The 17603-nt window shown below is 58.5% G+C and carries 21 protein-coding genes; 3 read left to right on the forward strand and 18 right to left on the reverse strand.

What is annotated here, in order from left to right; all coding sequences use genetic code 11:
- Positions 1-71: 71 nt before the first annotated feature.
- From tilS to ruvC, 13 genes are all read right to left on the reverse strand, one after another.
- Positions 72-1340 (reverse strand): tRNA lysidine(34) synthetase TilS, encoded by a 1269-nt coding sequence (gene tilS, locus ACJ5NV_RS00985; protein ID WP_411641598.1) that lies wholly within the window; start codon positions 1338-1340, stop codon positions 72-74.
- Entirely contained in the window at positions 1331-2149 is an 819-nt protein-coding gene (ybgF, locus tag ACJ5NV_RS00990) for a tol-pal system protein YbgF (RefSeq protein WP_411641599.1), read from the reverse strand. The genes tilS and ybgF overlap by 10 nt, the downstream gene beginning before the upstream one ends.
- 20 nt (positions 2150-2169) lie before the next feature.
- Entirely contained in the window at positions 2170-2694 is a 525-nt protein-coding gene (gene pal / locus ACJ5NV_RS00995; RefSeq protein ID WP_411641601.1) for a peptidoglycan-associated lipoprotein Pal, read from the reverse strand.
- 74 nt (positions 2695-2768) lie between these two features.
- Positions 2769-4082: a Tol-Pal system beta propeller repeat protein TolB gene (gene tolB / locus ACJ5NV_RS01000; RefSeq protein WP_411641603.1), complete on the reverse strand. Its 1314-nt coding sequence runs from the start codon at positions 4080-4082 to the stop codon at positions 2769-2771.
- Positions 4083-4202: 120 nt separating this feature from the next.
- Positions 4203-5372 carry a cell envelope integrity TolA family protein gene (locus tag ACJ5NV_RS01005; protein WP_411641605.1) on the reverse strand — a complete coding sequence of 390 codons (1170 nt, stop codon included), beginning with the start codon at positions 5370-5372 and terminating at the stop codon, positions 4203-4205.
- A gap of 3 nt (positions 5373-5375) precedes the next feature.
- Positions 5376-5846, reverse strand: a complete 471-nt coding sequence (locus ACJ5NV_RS01010) for an ExbD/TolR family protein (protein ID WP_411641607.1) — start codon at positions 5844-5846, stop codon at positions 5376-5378.
- Between the two features lie 2 nt (positions 5847-5848).
- Complete coding sequence (tolQ, locus tag ACJ5NV_RS01015; protein ID WP_411641608.1) at positions 5849-6523, reverse strand: protein TolQ; 675 nt, start codon at positions 6521-6523, stop codon at positions 5849-5851.
- Between the two features lie 113 nt (positions 6524-6636).
- On the reverse strand, positions 6637-7023 hold the full coding sequence (ybgC, locus tag ACJ5NV_RS01020) for a tol-pal system-associated acyl-CoA thioesterase (RefSeq protein ID WP_411641610.1): 387 nt from the start codon (positions 7021-7023) through the stop codon (positions 6637-6639).
- On the reverse strand, positions 7020-7649 hold the full coding sequence (locus tag ACJ5NV_RS01025; protein ID WP_411641611.1) for a hypothetical protein: 630 nt from the start codon (positions 7647-7649) through the stop codon (positions 7020-7022). Before ACJ5NV_RS01025 ends, ybgC begins: the two co-directional genes overlap by 4 nt.
- Before the next feature lie 32 nt (positions 7650-7681).
- On the reverse strand, positions 7682-7984 hold the full coding sequence (locus ACJ5NV_RS01030; protein WP_411641940.1) for a pyrophosphohydrolase domain-containing protein: 303 nt from the start codon (positions 7982-7984) through the stop codon (positions 7682-7684).
- Positions 7984-9003 carry a Holliday junction branch migration DNA helicase RuvB gene (ruvB, locus tag ACJ5NV_RS01035; protein WP_411641613.1) on the reverse strand — a complete coding sequence of 340 codons (1020 nt, stop codon included), beginning with the start codon at positions 9001-9003 and terminating at the stop codon, positions 7984-7986. Before ruvB ends, ACJ5NV_RS01030 begins: the two co-directional genes overlap by 1 nt.
- 9 nt (positions 9004-9012) lie before the next feature.
- The gene (ruvA, locus tag ACJ5NV_RS01040; protein ID WP_411641615.1) at positions 9013-9672 is read right to left on the reverse strand and encodes a Holliday junction branch migration protein RuvA; all 660 of its coding nucleotides are present in this window, start codon (positions 9670-9672) and stop codon (positions 9013-9015) included.
- The gene (ruvC, locus tag ACJ5NV_RS01045) at positions 9669-10175 is read right to left on the reverse strand and encodes a crossover junction endodeoxyribonuclease RuvC (RefSeq protein WP_411641617.1); all 507 of its coding nucleotides are present in this window, start codon (positions 10173-10175) and stop codon (positions 9669-9671) included. Before ruvC ends, ruvA begins: the two co-directional genes overlap by 4 nt.
- 305 nt (positions 10176-10480) lie before the next feature.
- On the opposite strand from ruvC, the gene ACJ5NV_RS01050 reads away from it, so the two are divergent.
- A complete protein-coding gene (locus ACJ5NV_RS01050) occupies positions 10481-10690 on the forward strand; it encodes a DUF1127 domain-containing protein (protein WP_411641618.1) in 210 nt (69 codons plus the stop codon).
- Positions 10691-10953: 263 nt separating this feature from the next.
- Here the strand turns inward: ACJ5NV_RS01050 and ACJ5NV_RS01055 are convergent, their stop codons facing one another.
- From ACJ5NV_RS01055 to ACJ5NV_RS01075, 5 genes are all read right to left on the reverse strand, one after another.
- Complete coding sequence (locus ACJ5NV_RS01055; RefSeq protein WP_411641620.1) at positions 10954-11265, reverse strand: hypothetical protein; 312 nt, start codon at positions 11263-11265, stop codon at positions 10954-10956.
- 136 nt (positions 11266-11401) lie between these two features.
- On the reverse strand, positions 11402-12280 hold the full coding sequence (locus tag ACJ5NV_RS01060; protein ID WP_411641622.1) for a 50S ribosomal protein L11 methyltransferase: 879 nt from the start codon (positions 12278-12280) through the stop codon (positions 11402-11404).
- Positions 12281-12310: 30 nt separating this feature from the next.
- Positions 12311-13045 carry an SGNH/GDSL hydrolase family protein gene (locus ACJ5NV_RS01065; protein ID WP_411641624.1) on the reverse strand — a complete coding sequence of 245 codons (735 nt, stop codon included), beginning with the start codon at positions 13043-13045 and terminating at the stop codon, positions 12311-12313.
- Positions 13046-13072: 27 nt separating this feature from the next.
- Positions 13073-13723: a peptide-methionine (S)-S-oxide reductase MsrA gene (gene msrA / locus ACJ5NV_RS01070; protein ID WP_411641625.1), complete on the reverse strand. Its 651-nt coding sequence runs from the start codon at positions 13721-13723 to the stop codon at positions 13073-13075.
- A gap of 53 nt (positions 13724-13776) precedes the next feature.
- Positions 13777-15006, reverse strand: coding sequence for an MFS transporter (locus tag ACJ5NV_RS01075; protein ID WP_411641627.1), 1230 nt, complete (start codon positions 15004-15006; stop codon positions 13777-13779).
- Between the two features lie 610 nt (positions 15007-15616).
- On the opposite strand from ACJ5NV_RS01075, the gene groES reads away from it, so the two are divergent.
- On the forward strand, positions 15617-15901 hold the full coding sequence (gene groES, locus ACJ5NV_RS01080) for a co-chaperone GroES (RefSeq protein ID WP_411641629.1): 285 nt from the start codon (positions 15617-15619) through the stop codon (positions 15899-15901).
- A 49-nt stretch (positions 15902-15950) separates the two neighbouring features.
- Complete coding sequence (gene groL / locus ACJ5NV_RS01085) at positions 15951-17597, forward strand: chaperonin GroEL (RefSeq protein ID WP_411641631.1); 1647 nt, start codon at positions 15951-15953, stop codon at positions 17595-17597.
- Positions 17598-17603: the final 6 nt, after the last annotated feature.

Raw genomic sequence — 17603 nt, forward strand, 5'->3', positions numbered from 1 at the left:
GAAATCGGGGAACGAGACGACAGAGTCGGCCCGTAAGCGTTTCATCTAAAATAGAGGCAAAAGCTTAATCTTCAATGCGCAAACGCAGTTGAATGGAAATCTGCGACGATCTGTGCTGTCCATCCGTTGCGTAACCCGGCCAATGGCGCGGCCAGCAAGGTCTCTCCGTTCCAAACGGACGGTGACGCCAGTAGCGATTTCCGGGGCAAACCGCTTTCCCGCCAGTCCGGACAATGGCGGATCGCATCCGCCAGCGCGCGCACTTCAAGCCCCGGCGTCAGCGGTCCTGCCAAATACCAGCGCCGATCCCACATGATTCCATTTACATCACGCACAGCACTGGCATCGCGAAACAGCGGCGTGGTCGCCGACGTCTCGCGGGTCAGGCGCACCGCGCCGCGATGTGGCAACAAAACACAGCCGCCCAGCGTGACCGTATGCCCTTTCGCAGCCTGCGCGACCACGTCCAGCATGCGGTCAAAGCGGGGGCGATACATATTCCCGCTGACCCAGCCGAACGCCGCCGCCATCACCCGGCGCGGGGCGTCTTCCTTGTCCAGCTTCAGCGCAACAGGTGCAAAAACCAGATCGCCGCTATCCTGCCGCACATGGATCCGGGCAAAATCCAGCGCAGCACGTTGAAGCGACCGATGCGCCGCCTGCACATGTTCGACCGTTTGCAACAAACGCTTGCGGGTCAGACCAAGCTTTTCAAGCTGGCTATACATCTGACGCGCACGGACACGGTCAAAGCGGGGATCATCATTGCTGGGATCATCGCACCAGCTGATCCGCTCCCCCCGCAGCCAGTCGCGCAGACCCGCTCGCGGCACATCCAGCAAGGGGCGAACCACGCGCAACCCGTCGCGATAATCTGCGCGCGCCATTGCGGCCAGACCATCAATCCCGGATCCGCGCGCAAGGCGCAGCAGAACGGTTTCGATCTGATCATCCTCGGTATGGCCCATGAAAATCATGTTCAACTCACGCGGTGCCGCCCAGTCGAGGATCGCATCCCAGCGCCCCGCACGGGCCGCAGCCTGCAAGTTGCCCTTCATGTCCCAGCTCCAGCGGGCAACATCATGTGAAAGGCCCAGCGCCTTGGCTTGGTCAGCGACAAGCGCGATTTCGTCCGCCGCCTCCGGGCGTAACCCGTGATCGACCGTCAGAACATACAAATTGGCCGGGTCGATGATCCGGGCCGCCATATGCATCATCGCAATGGAATCACCGCCGCCAGACACCGCCAGCCCGACCCGGTCCGACTTGCGGCACCCGGCAGCCCGCAAGGCCTGCTGAAATCGGCGAAAATGGGCAGCGTTACGCTGACTTACTGGCATCCCAGATTTTGCATCGCAAACTGCGCATCTGCCACAGCCGGATCACCGGGAAAGCGCACATCGACCTCGGCCAGTGTCAGACAAGCATCCTGCGTCTGGCCAATTTCACCAAGCGACGCACCCAGCTTGAACAATGCATCCGGCGCTTTCGGTCCGGTCGGATTGCCCGAGAATGCCGCAAGATACGCACGCGCAGCCTCAGTCATCTGGCCCAGCCCTTCCAGAGCCTCGCCGCGCAGGTAATTCGCATCGGTTTCTAACGGGCTTCCCGGATAGGTCTCGGCAAAGGTCGCAAGCTGGTCCGCAGCCCCACGAAAGTCACCGGATGCGAGCGCCTCCTGCGCCCGCTCAATGTCAGTCTGTTCGCCAATGGCAACAGCAGGACCGCCGGTCGCCGGGGCGGGAATGGCCGTGGGCACACCCGCACCATTATCAACGCCGCCCAACGACGGTGTGTCACCCAGCTGACCAATATCGCAGGTCGTTTCCAGCTCGCACAGTCGGAATTCCAGATCACCGATCCGGTTGGTGCCATCAACCGTGATGCGGTTCACCCGAAACTCCAGCTCCTCAGTTTTTGAGGTGAGGCGCTGAAGCTCGGATTCAATCGCATTCAACCGGTCCAACGGCGTATTTCCGATCACCCCTGAACTGACACCACCTGTGGTGGACAATTCACGTTTCAAACGCTGCACGTCCGAATAAAGGACAGTCAACTGCTGACGAATGTCAGCCAGCGTTTCCTCTTGCGCCATAGCAGGCAGCGGGGCCAGCAAAAGGGCGCAAAGGGCGGCGATACGGTGCATCATGGGTCTTCCTTAGGTCAGTATCAGCTTGTCATTGCCGAGAATGACAACACGGTAACGGCCCGACGGTTCTTCGCATAGCAGGATTCTTCTGAACAGACCTCAATCGGGCGTTCTTTGCCGTAGCTCACGACCTCAAGACGACCCGCAGGAACACCGCGCGACACCAGATATTCGCGGACAGCATTGGCGCGGCGGCTACCAAGGGCAAGGTTGTATTCACGTGTGCCCTGCTCATCCGCATGGCCTTCGATCACGGCGCGATAATCGGCATTGGTCAGCAGCCATTGGGCCTGACCATCCAGAATTTGGGCACCCGTGGGGGTAATGGTCGATGTATCTACGGTAAACAGCACACGGTCGCCAATTGTCTGGTTGAAATAGACCGGGCTCGCAGGATCACTGGCTGATCCGGCCAAGCCACCCGCAGCGCCGGCACCACCTGCCCCGCCTGCGCCACCTGCCCCGCCACCAAACCGGTCAGGGTTGGTGCAGGCCGCCGTGGCCAGCGCCAAAAGTATCACCGTCGCGCGTGTTATCATTTTCATCGGATGTGTTCCTGTTGTTATCTGCTCTTTTGGACAGCATAGCATGGCTTTGTTGCCGTGGGAATCATGCTTGTTTACGGTTGCAGCGGACCCCATGACGGGTCAGAGGCACCGCCTTGAATAGGCACGGCCTTTAGATTGCGGCCCGAAATATCCACGGAATACAGCGAAGACGTCCCGCCCGCACCTTGGGTTTCACGGCTGAACATGATCACACGACCATTGGGGGACCATGTGGGGCCTTCATCCAGAAAGGATGAGGTCAGCAAACGCTCTTCCGATCCGTCCGTGCGCATGACACCGATATGAAAGCGGCCTGCATTCTGCTTGGTAAAGGACACAAGATCACCGCGCGGCGACCAGACGGGGGTGCCATAGCGCCCCTCGCCAAAGGATATGCGGCGGGGCTCTCCGCCATTCACGGACATGATGTAGATCTGCTGAGTACCCGACCGGTCGCTTTCAAACACAATCTGCGTGCCATCGGGGGACAGGCTGGGTGCTGTCTCGATCGATGGGGCAGAGGTCAGACGCACATGCTGACCGGTGGACAGATCAGTGCGGTAAATATCGGTATTGCCGCCGGTCGACAACGAATAGATGACCGACTGGCCATCACGGGAAAAACGCGGGCTGAACGCCATCTCACCCGGCGCGGTGGTCAACTGCTGACGGCCCACAGTGGCCACATTCAAAACGTTGATGCGGGGAAATCCAGTTTCATAACTGGTATAAAGCACACGGTCTCCGTTGGGCGAAAAGCGCGGGGCCAGCACGATGGAGCTGCTATCCGTCAGATATTGCAAATTCGCCCCGTCAAAATCCATGACGGCCAGACGCTTTTGACGATTATCCTTTGGACCAGTCTCAGCCACAAAAACGACGCGGCTATCGAAATAACCACCCTCGCCGGTGATACGGCTGTAAACAGCATCAGCGACTTTATGGCTCATCCGGCGCCATCCGGCTGTTGTGCCCGCAAACTGCAAACCGCTGCCCAGCTCTTGGCCAGAGAACACATCATACAGGCGAAATTTCACAACCAGTTGATTGCCGCTGACCGTCACGGCCCCGGTAATCAGCGCCTGCGCATTGATCGCGCGCCAATCAGCAAAGGCAATGGGCTGGGCAAAGGACGACACCTGCGAAATAAAGGCGGTCGCGGGCACTTCACGGAACAGACCAGTTCCGGCAAGATCCTGCACCACAAGGCGGGACAAATCCGACGCCACCTGCTGCGCCTGTGGGCTTTCGGCCTCAAAACTGGGCACAGCAAAGGTGATGGGCTCAATCACACCATCCGTAATTGTCAGCCGCAACGGGCTGCTTTGGGCCAGCACCGGCCCCGAAAGGATCAGGGCCAACAAAATAGTCAGAAGTCGTTTCATTCTTATCGCCTCGCTCCGCACGTCCGGGTTCAACCCCGAAACTTCGCTACCGTTCCGTCATAGCAGGGCTGTGACAGCATTTCACCTCACCTGCGCGTGTATTTGGCGAAATCATACCGATCACCGCAGCCGCATCGTGCTGGGGTCAAAAGTCAGCACGACCTCTCTCCACCGATCATATTTCTCTGGCGGCAACGGAAATCCACCGCCTTCCACAGCGCATCGCAAAATCGCACGGCGCGCCGACGCAAAAGCCACATCCGTCGCACGGGGATCCCCCCCCGAGGACGAAATCAACCGCACCTCGCCGTTCACCACCTTGCCCTGACGATCCAAAGCAAAGCCCACCTCGACAGTCACATTCGCAGAGGGAGAGCCATTATCAACGATCCAGCATTTGCTGACAGCCAGTCGGAAACTGGATTCTTCCAAACCGGTCAGCGGCGGACCAACCGCAGCAGCAGGGGCCGGGGCTGGCTGGTTCTGCGCAGCGGCAAGAGCCGCAGCAACAGCATCATCTACAGACGTATCCGCAGGGGGCGTCGGCGGGGTTTCCACCTCGGGCTCCGGCTCTGTCGCGGCCACTTGCGGCTCTTCGGATTCAGGCTCAGGCGCAGGGGGCACAGGCCGGCTGGGTCGCGCACTCGGACGGATTGACGTCTGAACAGCACCAGAAGGCGCTTCATCTTCAATCACGATCTCTGTTGTAGATTCCTCGGGCGCAGTCGGTTGCTGCTCCTCTGCGACAATCTCAGGCTCTGCAATCGGATCAGGTACAACTTCTTCGCGCACACTGTCATCCACCTGCGCATCCGGTGGCGGCGGTGCGACGATCTCTGATGTCACACGGTCCGCCTGCCGCGGGGTCGGACGCTGGGACAGGTTCACATCTGGCGTCGCCGGCGGGGCGGCGGGCGGGGCCGGTTCAATCGGCGGAGCATCCGCCACGTCCGTCGCCGGGGGCGCTGGTGGTGGCGGTGGTGGCGGGTTTTCGTCCACAGGGGGTTGTACCTGATCAGGTGGGGACGCCTGCTCGGTCGGTTGCACCTCGACCGGTTGCGACGGCGGCGTCGGATCGATTTCAGGTGGCACAGGGGCATCCGGCTCGGCTTGTCCGGGGTCGGGCGTCGTTGCCCGCCGCTGCAATGCCTCAAACTCTTCGCCGGTTACGACAGACACATCCATCGTATCAAATTGCAACGGCTCTGCGCTGAACCCCCAACCAAGGATCAGCCAGCCAATCAGCCCGACATGGCCAACAGCAGAAATGTAGGTGCCCGGCGTCGCCATGCGTTACCCGTCAGATCCATCCGCAGCGGCCATATCCGTGACCAGCCCGATATTGGAAAACCCGCCAGCGTTCAGATCACCCATGATCTCGGCCACACGGTTCCAGTTATTTGCCCCATCAGCACGCAGGAAAATCCGGTCGCTGCTACGCTCCGCCGCGATCCCGCGCAGACGGTCCACCAGATCAGCCTCGTCAACCTCGGTCTCCTGGATCATGACGACACCATCAGCGGTGATTGTCACCGTCAATGGCTCTTCTTCGTCGCCGGGCAAAGCGTCGGCCGTTGTCTTGGGTAGCTCTACTGGCACGCCCACGACCGACAAGGGGGCCGCGACCATAAAGATGATCAGCAACACCAGCATCACGTCCACGAATGGGGTGACGTTGATCTCGGACATCGGCTGCGCGCGGCGGGACCTGCGGCGACCACGCCGCCCGCTCCCCCCGCCTGATTTCATGACACCTGCGCCCACGTTCAGCTATCCAACTGTCTGCTAAGGATCGTCGCAAACTCATCCGCAAACGCCTCATAACCTGCAACGATGCGATCACTATCAGCCGACAGCTTGTTATAGAATATCACGGCAGGAATAGCCGCCAGCAGACCAAGTCCCGTGGCCAGCAAAGCCTCGGCGATGCCCGGCGCGACAACGGCCAGATTGGTATTCTGGGCCTCTGCAATTTCGATAAAGGCATTCATAATGCCCCAGACGGTCCCGAACAGACCGACAAACGGGGCGGTCGAACCGACAGTCGCCAGTACCGGCAACCCCTTTTGCAGGCGGTTCGCCTCTTTCACGATGGCGACATCCATCGACCGGTCAATGCGCGAGGTGGCGTTGGCGATCAGACCACCATCCTGCTTATGTGACCTGCGCCATTCCAGCATCCCCGCGACAAAGATCTTTTCAGACGGGCCATTCGGCTCTGTCCCGATCTTGTCAAACAAGGCATCCAGCGGTTCACCCGACCAGAATGACCTGTCAAAGACATCCGCCTCAGCCCGCGCGCGGCGGTACTGCATGATCTTGTCGACGATCACGGCCCAGCACCACACGGATGCGGCGATCAGCATGATCATGACGATTTTTACGGTGATTGTGGCGCGCGCAAAAAGCGCCCACATCGTGTAGTCGGTTGCTGCTTCCATATGCCTGCTCTGCCTCTAGGCCCGATTTTGGGCTCTGATTGCAATCAGACATAGCGCAAGCTGAAACGGAAATCCAATCAATCCGACGTAACCCGGCAGGAAACCGATACTTTTCAATGCACCGACCGGCGAATCGCGCTCGGAAGGCGCGCCACAGCGCCGCTTTGGTTCATGCAGATAATCGTGATCGTCGCCCCAAAAATCAGCACATCCGCGCGCTTGACCTCTTGGCGGACCATCAGACGCACGCCGGAATTCTCGATCATCATGGTCTCGACCACCAGTTTATCGTCAAACCGGGCGGGAACCAGATAATCCGCCTCAACCCGGCGCACGGCAAAGACATAACCCTCGGCTTTCATCTCCACCTGATCAACGCCCAACTCACGCACCCATTCCGACCGGGCGCGTTCGATGAATTTCAGGTAATTGGCATAGTATACAATCCCGGCCAGATCAGTGTCTTCATAATAAACGCGAATGGGAAATCTGTGTATCATGACACCCTCGATATCCTTGCCGCCAGGCGCAACGCATGGCTGGCATCGCGATCCATCACCGGCATGACAGGATCGTAGGCGGCACGGACCACATGCGCAATCTCAGGGCGCAGAACCGCATTGCCATCCACCATGGCCAGCGGCGGCGTGTCATCAAACGCCTTGTCCGACCACAGCAAGATCGTCTGCACCGCTTGGCTCAGCGCCAAAGTATCTGCTGACACCTCTGCCAGATGATCATCCAGCCGCAAGAACACAAAAACAGCGCGAATAGCCCCCACTTCATCAAAGCGGAAAATGCGGTATTGATTGGCATCCGCCTGCGTCAGACGCGCCACCAGCGGGATCAGATCGGGGACCAGATCATCCAGATGGGGCACCTCCGGCAGTTCCGACCAGTCGCGGCAGAAAAACACCATCAGATTGGCACCCAGCTCCGGATCCGTCTCGGCCATCTGATGCCCGGCCAATGTGACCACAGCCTCAATCGCGCCTTTGAACACCGCCAGCGTCGCGTCATCGACGCCAAAAACAACCGGAACAATCGGGCGGCCCCAGCGGGCGCACAGGTAATCACCATCGGCACGGGTAAACAGCGCCGCAATATCCTGAGTTGTGTCTTCCATGCATCCCTCCCGACGGTCATGCCCTGTGCCGGTCAGAGATCCGGCAAATATCGGCCCCACTTCACGCGAAGCGCCTCCGGCAGATCAATCCCCTGATGATCCGCAAAGAGCAAGATCTGCGCAAAAAGATCCGCCACCTCATCGGCAACCGCACAGCGTGTATCCCCGCCCCTATCGCGCCCGCGCCCGGTTTCAGACAAATATGCGCTGGTCAATTCCCCCAGCTCTTCCTGCATCTTGGCCAGATACCAAAAATCATCGCGGGTGATGTTGCACCGCGCCGCATAGATATCAGACACACGTTTCGAAAGAATGGTCGCGGCGGCGATATCCATCACTCAAACAAATCCGTTTGTGATTTCGGTGGTGCCAAGCCCAGATGCGCCCAGGCAGCCTGCGCCAGCATCCGGCCACGCGGCGTGCGCTGAATCAAGCCCTTCTGTAACAGATAAGGCTCGATCACATCCTCCAGACTGTCGCGGCTTTCGGACAGCGCAGCGGACATGGTCTCAATCCCCACCGGGCCGCCAGCATAGCTTTCAGCGATCAGGCGCAGATAGCGACGGTCGGCGGTATCAAGACCCAGATTATCGACACCCAAGCGGGTCAGAGCGCGATCCGCGATCTCTTGCTTCACAGTCCCGTCACCCTCCACAATCGCGAAATCCACCACACGGCGGAGCAGACGGCCCGCAATCCGTGGCGTGCCGCGCGCACGGCGGGCAATCTCGCGCGCGCCCCCGTCAGAGGCAGGGGCCCCCATCAACCGCGCACCGCGGGTCACGATCTGATGCAGCTCTGTCTCATCATAAAATTCCAGCCGGGTCGGGATGCCAAAGCGATCACGCAGCGGGGTGGTCAACAACCCCATCCGGGTCGTGGCCCCCACCAGCGTAAAGGGCTGCAATTCGATCCGCACAGTGCGGGCGGCGGGGCCTTCGCCGATCACCAGATCCAGTTCAAAATCTTCCAGCGCCGGATAAAGCACCTCTTCCACCGCCGGGTTCAAACGATGAATTTCGTCAATGAACAACACATCGCGGGCTTCCAGATTGGTTAGGATCGCGGCCAGATCGCCCGCTTTCGCCAGCACCGGACCGGATGTCATCCGAAAATTCACCCCCAATTCGCGGGCCATGATCTGCGCCAGCGTGGTCTTGCCCAATCCGGGGGGGCCGTGAAACAAGGTGTGGTCCATCGCCTCGCCGCGGCGGCGGGCACTTTCGATGAACACTTTCAGGTTCGCACGCGCGGCACGTTGACCGATGAACTCATCAAGGGTCTGCGGGCGCAAAGCACGGTCCGCATCCTCTGGCTGCGGTGCCGGGCGAAGTGTGGGATCAGGCTCTGACATCGACCGCCCCTACCCCTTTGGGGCCAGCAGTTTCAAGGCGGCGCGGATCAGGGCAGAGGTCTCCAGATCAGGGTCATCCCCCATCGCCTGTGCCACGGCCCCTGCGGCATCGCTTGGGGCATAACCCAAATTGGCCAGTGCCGACAGCGCCTCGGATTGCGCGGGGTTCGTCTTGGGCGGGGCGGCACGCCGGGCCTGACCCGGCGTCTCCACCTCGATCACCGTATCGCCCAACGCATCGGGTACACTGCCGCCCATGGCCATCACGCCGGGGGCCTTGTCCTTCAGTTCCAAAATCACCTTCTGCGCCGTCTTCGGGCCAACACCTTTGGCCTTGGCCACCGCGCTCCAATCACCCAGCGCCAGCGCACGGCTGACACCATCCGCACCCAAAGTCCCCAAGATCGCCAGCGACGCTTTCGCCCCAATACCCTGCACACTCATCAGCAGGCGATGCCATTCCTTTTCCACCAGCGTGGTGAAACCGAACAGCTGCAAATTATCCTCGCGGACCAGTAAATCAGTATAAAGCGCAACAGCCTCACCATTCCCCGGCAAACCGGCCATCACCCGTTCTGAGACATAAACCACATAGCCCACGCCGCGCACATCAATCAGCACGTGGTCCGCTGCGCGATAGATCAGCGTGCCTGCAATCCGGCCAATCACGCGCCTGCCCTCGCCAAGGCTTGCGTCAATGTGCCCGCAGATTGCAAATGATGGGCGTGACAGATCGCAATCGCCAGCGCATCCGCCGCATCGGCTCCGGCAATCTGTACGCCGGGCAGTTGTAGCTTCACCATATGTTCGATCTGGCGCTTATCCGCATGACCAACCCCGACGACCGCTTTCTTCACCGCATTGGGGGCATATTCCCCCACCGGCAGACCGGCCTGCGCCGGCACCAACATCGCGATCCCCCGCGCCTGCCCCAGCTTCAGCGTACCTGCACCATCCTTGTTCACAAATGTCTGCTCCACCGCAGCCGCATCAGGGGCCAGTTCGGCCACAATGGCAGAAAGCTGATCATGCAAGGAAAGCAGCCGCATCGCGAGATCCGCACCTTCGGAATGGCAGACACCATTGGCCACATGGGCCAACCGCGATCCAGACGTGTCGACCACGCCCCAGCCCATATTACGCAGGCCCGGATCAATCCCCAATACACGCATCACTGCCCCGTTTTCTTATTCTCGGATCAGGGCTAGCACAAAACGCGAACAAAGACCAAGAGCGTTTCGCGATGCACCAATAACCAGCACATCATCGGTCACAAGATTGGCTATACAATCATGGTTAAAACGCGGCGGCTGAAAGCCTTTTAAAATAGGAATATAAGCGGGCATCCGCCTAAAAATTAGGCATTCTGAAAACGCATACGCGTTATGCAAAAACGCGTCTAGTCAACGTAAAAAATACTCCCTAAATGCGCGGCATGAGAATAACGCTGCATTGCAGCATGAATAAGGAAAAGGCCATGGCCAATCTTGACACCCTCCGCCCCGCTGCTGGCCTCTCCAACGGTGGAATCTCCGCAGTTTTCGCACGCGTTTTCAACGCCGTCGCAACTTGGAATGATGCCCGCGTCACGCGCAAAGCACTCTCCAAACTATCCGCACGCGAATTAGACGATATCGGCCTGTCCTATTCCGACATCGCAGCCATCGCAGCACGCAGCACCCGCTAAATTACTTATAGCGTCTGACAAAAAGCCTGAGGCGTGACGTATCCGCTAACGCGTTGAAATCTATGATTTCAGGCCGCGTTAGCGGATACAGGTTTTTCGCATAAAGCTTTAGGTAAAGCCCAGACAATTGATCGCTGGCCTCGTCCTTGCGGCGACACAATAACAAACAGTCCACTCACGGCAGCAAAAAGGCCGCTTCATTCGAAGCGGCCTTTTCGTCGTATATACGCCGGGTAGAGACGTATGGAACTCTAATAGATAAATCAGGGCAGGATATTCTTCACCATATCCGCGATCAGCACTGTCGCAGGATCAGCATGCATCACCCATGCGCCCGCCTGCTCCATGATGGACCCTTGCTGCAACGATGCAACGCGGTCAGCATAGGCCGCTTCACCGAGCGAGGCGAAAAGGAAGCCTTTGAACAGGAAGCCGATGACAAGCAGCGTGACCAGGCCTTTTAGCGGAAAGCGTGGGCGGTAGACGCGGGGGCGGGCGACAATCAAACCGTCAGAGTTGACGGCTTTCACGTAGCCGTGTTGCATCCGGTCATGGCGACGCACAATACGCTTCATTCTTTTTTCAAATGGGACATGCGCCTGCGCCATATCACCCTCCTGGTACATTGGCAGAAATGTAAATGTTAACGCTACGATCACGTTCAACCCGGACAATAACAAGGCATTTCCCTGCCACCTGTGCCAAACCGCACTAAATGAGAGAATTCTTGCTCATCACCAAGGTTGTCCACTCAACAATCATACCCCTTGAGGCCAGATTGAACCCATTTCGTTGATAAACGGTTACCACCTCATAAGCCTGCTCATTTAAAATACCCGAAAGAATCACATGGCCGCCCGGCGCAACATGTTTCGCCATCTCCGGTGCCAGCGCGATCAGCGGCGGCTTTAGAATATTGGCGAAAACCAGATCAAACGGCGCATTGTCCTGCAGCACAGGCGCGTCAAACCCGGCACCCACAGCGCACTCCACCCGCCCGGTCAGACCGTTCGCCGCCACATTGGCCGCCGCGACTTCAATTGCGACCGGATCAATATCACTGGCCAGCACCTGACCCGGCAAAACCTTGCCCGCCGCCATCGCCAGCACAGCCGTGCCGCAGCCGATATCAGCGATGCGGTCCAGTGTCGCGCCAGACTCCAGCAGCTGATCAAAGGCCTGCAGACAGCCCAGCGTGGTGCCGTGGTGGCCAGTGCCAAACGCCATCGCCGCCTCGATCAGCAGCGGGACCGCATCGGCGGGCACCTTATCGGCATCATGTGCACCATAAACAAAAAATCGGCCCGCAACCACGGGGGCCAGCTCGCGCTGCACCTTGGACACCCAATCCTGCTCTGGGACGTCAGAGATGTTGAAAGGTTCAGCCCCATGCAGCGCCGAAAGAACCGCCAGCGCGCCGGCATCCGGGGTTTCGGTGAAATAGACACCAACCTCCCACAGACCCGATCCATCCTCGATCTCGAACACGCCAACGCCCGTCGGCTCAGGCACGATACCTTCCAGATCGTCAGCCAGACGATAGGCGGCGTCCTCTCCGGTAATCGTGGTCAGTGCAGTATATGTCATCATCGGAAAAGCCTTTCTAAGGTTGGCTCTCCGTTAGGCGCTCACCCCGATCTGGTCAAGCAATGGCGTGTCCGCCAGCACAGCAGCGCAGATCGCATCGGCCCAGGCGGCATACACGGCAGGACCGGGATGAAAGCCATCGGCAGACATATTGGTCGCATTCAGCCCCATCGTCAGGGTCACCGGGGTACAGGCAGGTCGGCGGGCGACCAGACGCAGCAGATGGCGGTCAAAAAGCCGCGCACGGCACCCCATCGCCCAGCGCAACGGCTGCGGAAGCAGGGGAAACTGACCCATTGGTGGCAGACGAGACACGATAATGCGCCGCGCGCCATGTTCCGCGCGCAGACGGTCCAGCAACTGACCCTGCAAGGCACGCCAGCGGAACAGCGGGGTGGCCTTGGTCACGTCATTCACACCCAGTGATGTCACGACAACATCATAACGGTCGCGGGGCAGATCACCCAGCCAGCCCAGCGCCTCTGCCGTCTTGGCCCCGGTGCGGGCGACCAGATCAAACTCAACGCGGGCCACCCCAGCCAAACGCTGTGACACCAAACCCAGCAACGCCTCATTTTGTGTTCGCACCCCCACACCGGCGGCAGATGAATCGCCAATGATCAGCAATCGCAGAACCGGGCCATCGCCCATCACGCCACTGCGGGCACCCTCAGGCTCTGGCAAATGCAAAACATGCCGCCGGACATATGCGGCCTGCAGCAGCAGAACTGGCAGCAGCAAGGTGTGCGACAACACATTAGCGATCACCAGAAGGCCCCGCAGTTCAGCAAACCACTAGACGCCGACACCAATCGGACAGGTCACACCAGTGCCCCCGATCCCACAGTAGCCCTGCGGGTTCTTTGCCAGATATTGCTGATGATAATCCTCGGCAAAGTAGAAGGGCGGCGCAGCAATAATCTCGGTCGTGATCGCGCCATAGCCCGCCGTACTCAGGCGTGGGGCAAAAGCGGCTTTTGCGGCTTCAGCCGCAGCTTTCTGGTCGGACGTATAGGTATAAATGCCAGACCGATACTGTGTGCCCGCATCATTGCCCTGACGCATGCCTTGGGTCGGATCATGGCCCTCCCAGAAAACCTGCAACAATTGGTCATAGGAAATGATCGACGGATCATAGATCACGCGGACGACCTCATTATGGCCGGTCTTTCCGGTGCAGACCTCTTCATAAGTCGGGTTGGGGGTATAGCCACCGGCATAACCGACCATGGTCGACTGCACACCATCAAGGGACCAGAACATACGCTCCACACCCCAGAAACAGCCCATGCCAAACATGGCCTCTTGCAGGCCCTCGGGAACCTTGCCCGTCAGGGGGGTGCCATAAACGAAATGGGTAGGGGCAGTGGGGATCGGGGCGGCACGACCCGGCAGAGCCTCGGCCTCGGCCACCATTTTGGATTTATCACGGTTCATGAAAAGCATCACGGGTCTCCTGTCAGGGCGTACCCGCAATATAAGGCGGGGCGCGGCGATTTCTACTCTGCGGCGGCTAGCAAACGGCGCTCAAACACGGTCTCGTGACCGGGGGCGGGATGACGGGGGATCAGCAGGGACAACAACAGCGACACAACCGCCATACCGGCGGCCAGCAAAAACACCATCCCCGGCGATTGCAGCCAAAGCAGCCCCAGCAACACAGGCAGGAACACTGCGGCGATATGGTTGATGGTAAAGGCCACAGCAGCCGTCGGGGCGATATCCTGCGGATCGGCGATCTTCTGAAAATAGGTTTTGATCGCCAGCGCAAGGCTAAAGAAAATGTGGTTCACCACATAAAGCGCCATCGCCAGCATCACACCCCAGCCGAAATAATAGATCCCGCCATAGGCAAAGAACACAATACACAGACCTGCGTATTCAAAGACTAGGGCGCGGCGCTCCCCGAACACAGCAACGACACGGCCCAGAAACGGGGCGGCGACCATATTGATGACAAGGGTCAGAAGAAAAAGCTGGGTGATCTCATGCACGGCAAAGCCGAACTGTTCCACCATCATGAACCCGGCAAAGACGACAAAGACCTGACGGCGGGCACCGGACATGAACTGCAACGCATAATAAAGCCAGTAACGCTTGCGCAGGACCATCTTTTTGGTTTGCGGATGGGGGGCCTCAAACTGCGGATAGGCCAGCAGACAGAACACAGCGACAAGGGCCGTAAAGCCACCCGACAGCCAATAGACAATGCTATAGCTCAGCCCAAGGCCTTCCCACGTCAGCACGATCAGCACATAGACAATCAGCGTCGCGGCAGAGCCAGCCGACAAAATCCAACCCAGCGTCTGGGGGGCGTGTTTCTTTTCAATCCACTGCAACTGAAGCGACTGATTGACCGTCTCGTAATAATGAAACCCGATGGACGACAGCATCGTCACCGTCAGAATACCACCCATCGTCGGAAACTGCGCCGTCACCGCCGTCGCCACGCCCAGCATCGCCAGCGCCACCAGCCCCAACACCTGTTCGCGGATAAACATGATCAGCGCGATTACACCGATGGCAAAAAAGCCGGGGATCTCGCGCACCGTATGCAGCCAGCCGATATCCGACCCGTCGAAATCCGCCACTTCAATCACAAAGTTATTCAAAAGTGCTGACCACGTGGCAAAGGCCACGGGCATTGCCATCGCCATGACAAATAGCAGCGACGTCGGCCTACGCCACAAGGGCAAGTGGCGGGCATCTTCAAGGCGGATGATTTTCATAGGCACGCAATTACGCCCATTCCGTCACCTTGGCGAGTGAATAACGACGCAAAACGGCCGATCTGGTGTATAGTACAGATCAGGCGATATTGTCAGGGCTGCGTGCCCGCCCGCCCCTGTCAACATCGAAAATTGCCGACAGGGCAAAGGTTAACGCGACCTTCACACTCTGACCGTGCGGCGCATTCATCCGCCCCAGCGCGCGCAAAGGTCCGATGAAAGTCCGACGTTTGTCCGACGGCATATCGGCCCGCGAAAACCACCGATTAACCTTATTTTCGGGGTTCCGCGTGCGATTCGACCAAACGACCATCATACCCCCCACCGCGCGTTGCGTCCCCTCGCTGCAATAGAAGCCGAAAGGTTCTGGACGACATCGCAGCCAAGCTGCGGGTCCCAACGAAAAGCGGGCGTGCCAGCTATAATGATCTGTGCCAGATCGCCCCGCATGCAGCAAACATCCGCCCGGTAAATCGATTTCTAAAAATATTCGAAACCTAGGACCTAAGTGCTGTTGACACGTGTTCGGGGCGTTTCTATCTAAGCCATGTTAGCACTCGAAGGGAGTGAGTGCTAAAATCAATGAAACTCAAACTGGAGACGTTTTGAGATGGCATTTAAACCACTTCACGACCGCGTACTCGTTCGTCGCATTGAAAGCGACGAAAAAACATCTGGCGGCCTGATCATTCCAGACAGTGCAAAAGAAAAACCAGCTGAAGGCGAAGTCGTCAGTGTTGGCGAAGGCGCACGCAAAGACAGCGGCGAACTGATCGCGATGGCCGTTAAGGCGGGCGACAAGGTCCTGTTCGGCAAATGGTCCGGCACCGAGGTCAAGATCGACGGTGAAGAACTGCTGATCATGAAGGAAAGCGACATCCTCGGCATCATGTAAGCCGAAGTTTCGCACTCATTCACTTATCTAATGCAAGGAGCACATGAAAATGGCTGCTAAGGACGTCAAATTTAACACCGATGCGCGCACACGCATGCTCAAAGGTGTCAACACTCTTGCCGACGCGGTAAAAGTGACACTCGGCCCCAAAGGCCGCAACGTGGTACTGGATAAATCCTTTGGTGCGCCCCGCATCACCAAGGACGGTGTATCGGTTGCCAAGGAAATCGAACTGGAAGACAAGTTCGAAAACATGGGCGCGCAGATGGTCAAGGAAGTTGCTTCCCGGACCAATGACGAAGCCGGTGACGGGACAACAACAGCAACAGTTCTGGCTCAGGCCATCGTGCGCGAAGGCATGAAATCTGTGGCTGCTGGCATGAACCCAATGGATCTCAAGCGCGGCATTGATCTGGCAACTGCAAAAGTTGTTGAAGCGATCAAAGCTGCTGCACGCCCCGTCTCCGACAGCGACGAAGTTGCACAGGTTGGTACGATCTCTGCCAACGGCGAAACTGAAATCGGCCGTCAGATTGCGGACGCGATGCAGAAAGTCGGCAACGAAGGCGTGATCACTGTTGAAGAAAACAAAGGTCTGGAAACAGAAACCGATGTTGTCGAAGGCATGCAGTTCGACCGCGGTTACCTGTCCCCTTACTTTGTGACCAACACAGAGAAAATGACGACAGAGCTGGAAGATGCGATCATCCTGCTGCATGAAAAGAAACTGTCTTCACTGCAGCCAATGGTGCCCCTGCTGGAATCTGTGATCCAGTCCGGCAAGCCTTTGCTGATCATCGCAGAAGATGTCGAAGGCGAAGCGCTGGCAACACTGGTTGTCAACAAACTGCGCGGCGGCCTGAAAATCGCAGCTGTCAAAGCACCTGGTTTCGGCGATCGCCGCAAAGCCATGCTGCAAGACATCGCGATCCTGACAGGCGGCCAGGTGATCTCTGAAGATCTCGGCATGAAGCTGGAAAACGTCACCATGGACATGCTGGGCTCTGCCAAGCGCGTCGCAATCACCAAAGACGAAACAACCATCGTCGACGGTGCTGGTGAGAAAGCCGAAATCGAAGCTCGTGTTGCACAGATCCGCGGCCAGATCGAAGAAACCACTTCCGATTACGACCGTGAAAAACTGCAGGAACGCGTAGCCAAACTGGCTGGCGGTGTTGCTGTGATCCGCGTTGGCGGCATGTCCGAAGTCGAAGTGAAAGAGCGCAAAGACCGCGTTGACGATGCACTGAACGCAACACGCGCTGCTGTGCAAGAGGGCGTTGTCGTTGGTGGTGGTGTTGCCCTGATCCAGGGCGGCAAGGCACTTGACGGTCTGAAGGGTGCGAACTCTGATCAGGACGTTGGTATCGCGATCGTCCGCAAAGCAATCGAAGCGCCCCTGCGCCAGATCGCTGAAAACTCCGGTGTTGACGGCTCTGTTGTGGCTGGCAAAATCCGCGAAAGCGACGACAAGGCATTCGGCTTTAACGCGCAGACCGAAGAATATGGCGACATGTTCAAATTCGGCGTGATCGACCCTGCCAAAGTTGTGCGCACAGCACTGCAAGACGCCGCATCTGTGGCTGGCCTGCTGATCACCACCGAAGCGATGGTTGCTGACAAACCTTCCAAAGAAGGTGCTGGCGGCGCTGGCGGCGGCATGCCCGACATGGGCGGCATGGGCGGCATGATGTAAGGTCAA

This window comes from Loktanella agnita (assembly GCF_046640325.1).
Classification (GTDB): domain Bacteria; phylum Pseudomonadota; class Alphaproteobacteria; order Rhodobacterales; family Rhodobacteraceae; genus Yoonia; species Yoonia agnita.

Coding starts and splice junctions, on each gene's coding strand:
- tilS (WP_411641598.1), bottom strand. CDS start 1,340: ATGCCAGTAAGTCAGCGTAACGCTGCCCATTTTCGCCGATTTCAGCAG.
- ybgF (WP_411641599.1), bottom strand. CDS start 2,149: ATGATGCACCGTATCGCCGCCCTTTGCGCCCTTTTGCTGGCCCCGCTG.
- pal (WP_411641601.1), bottom strand. CDS start 2,694: ATGAAAATGATAACACGCGCGACGGTGATACTTTTGGCGCTGGCCACG.
- tolB (WP_411641603.1), bottom strand. CDS start 4,082: ATGAAACGACTTCTGACTATTTTGTTGGCCCTGATCCTTTCGGGGCCG.
- ACJ5NV_RS01005 (WP_411641605.1), bottom strand. CDS start 5,372: ATGGCGACGCCGGGCACCTACATTTCTGCTGTTGGCCATGTCGGGCTG.
- tolQ (WP_411641608.1), bottom strand. CDS start 6,523: ATGGAAGCAGCAACCGACTACACGATGTGGGCGCTTTTTGCGCGCGCC.
- ybgC (WP_411641610.1), bottom strand. CDS start 7,023: ATGATACACAGATTTCCCATTCGCGTTTATTATGAAGACACTGATCTG.
- ACJ5NV_RS01025 (WP_411641611.1), bottom strand. CDS start 7,649: ATGGAAGACACAACTCAGGATATTGCGGCGCTGTTTACCCGTGCCGAT.
- ACJ5NV_RS01030 (WP_411641940.1), bottom strand. CDS start 7,984: ATGGATATCGCCGCCGCGACCATTCTTTCGAAACGTGTGTCTGATATC.
- ruvB (WP_411641613.1), bottom strand. CDS start 9,003: ATGTCAGAGCCTGATCCCACACTTCGCCCGGCACCGCAGCCAGAGGAT.
- ruvC (WP_411641617.1), bottom strand. CDS start 10,175: ATGCGTGTATTGGGGATTGATCCGGGCCTGCGTAATATGGGCTGGGGC.
- ACJ5NV_RS01050 (WP_411641618.1), top strand. CDS start 10,481: ATGGCCAATCTTGACACCCTCCGCCCCGCTGCTGGCCTCTCCAACGGT.
- ACJ5NV_RS01055 (WP_411641620.1), bottom strand. CDS start 11,265: ATGAAGCGTATTGTGCGTCGCCATGACCGGATGCAACACGGCTACGTG.
- ACJ5NV_RS01060 (WP_411641622.1), bottom strand. CDS start 12,280: ATGATGACATATACTGCACTGACCACGATTACCGGAGAGGACGCCGCC.
- msrA (WP_411641625.1), bottom strand. CDS start 13,723: ATGCTTTTCATGAACCGTGATAAATCCAAAATGGTGGCCGAGGCCGAG.
- ACJ5NV_RS01075 (WP_411641627.1), bottom strand. CDS start 15,006: ATGAAAATCATCCGCCTTGAAGATGCCCGCCACTTGCCCTTGTGGCGT.
- groES (WP_411641629.1), top strand. CDS start 15,617: ATGGCATTTAAACCACTTCACGACCGCGTACTCGTTCGTCGCATTGAA.
- groL (WP_411641631.1), top strand. CDS start 15,951: ATGGCTGCTAAGGACGTCAAATTTAACACCGATGCGCGCACACGCATG.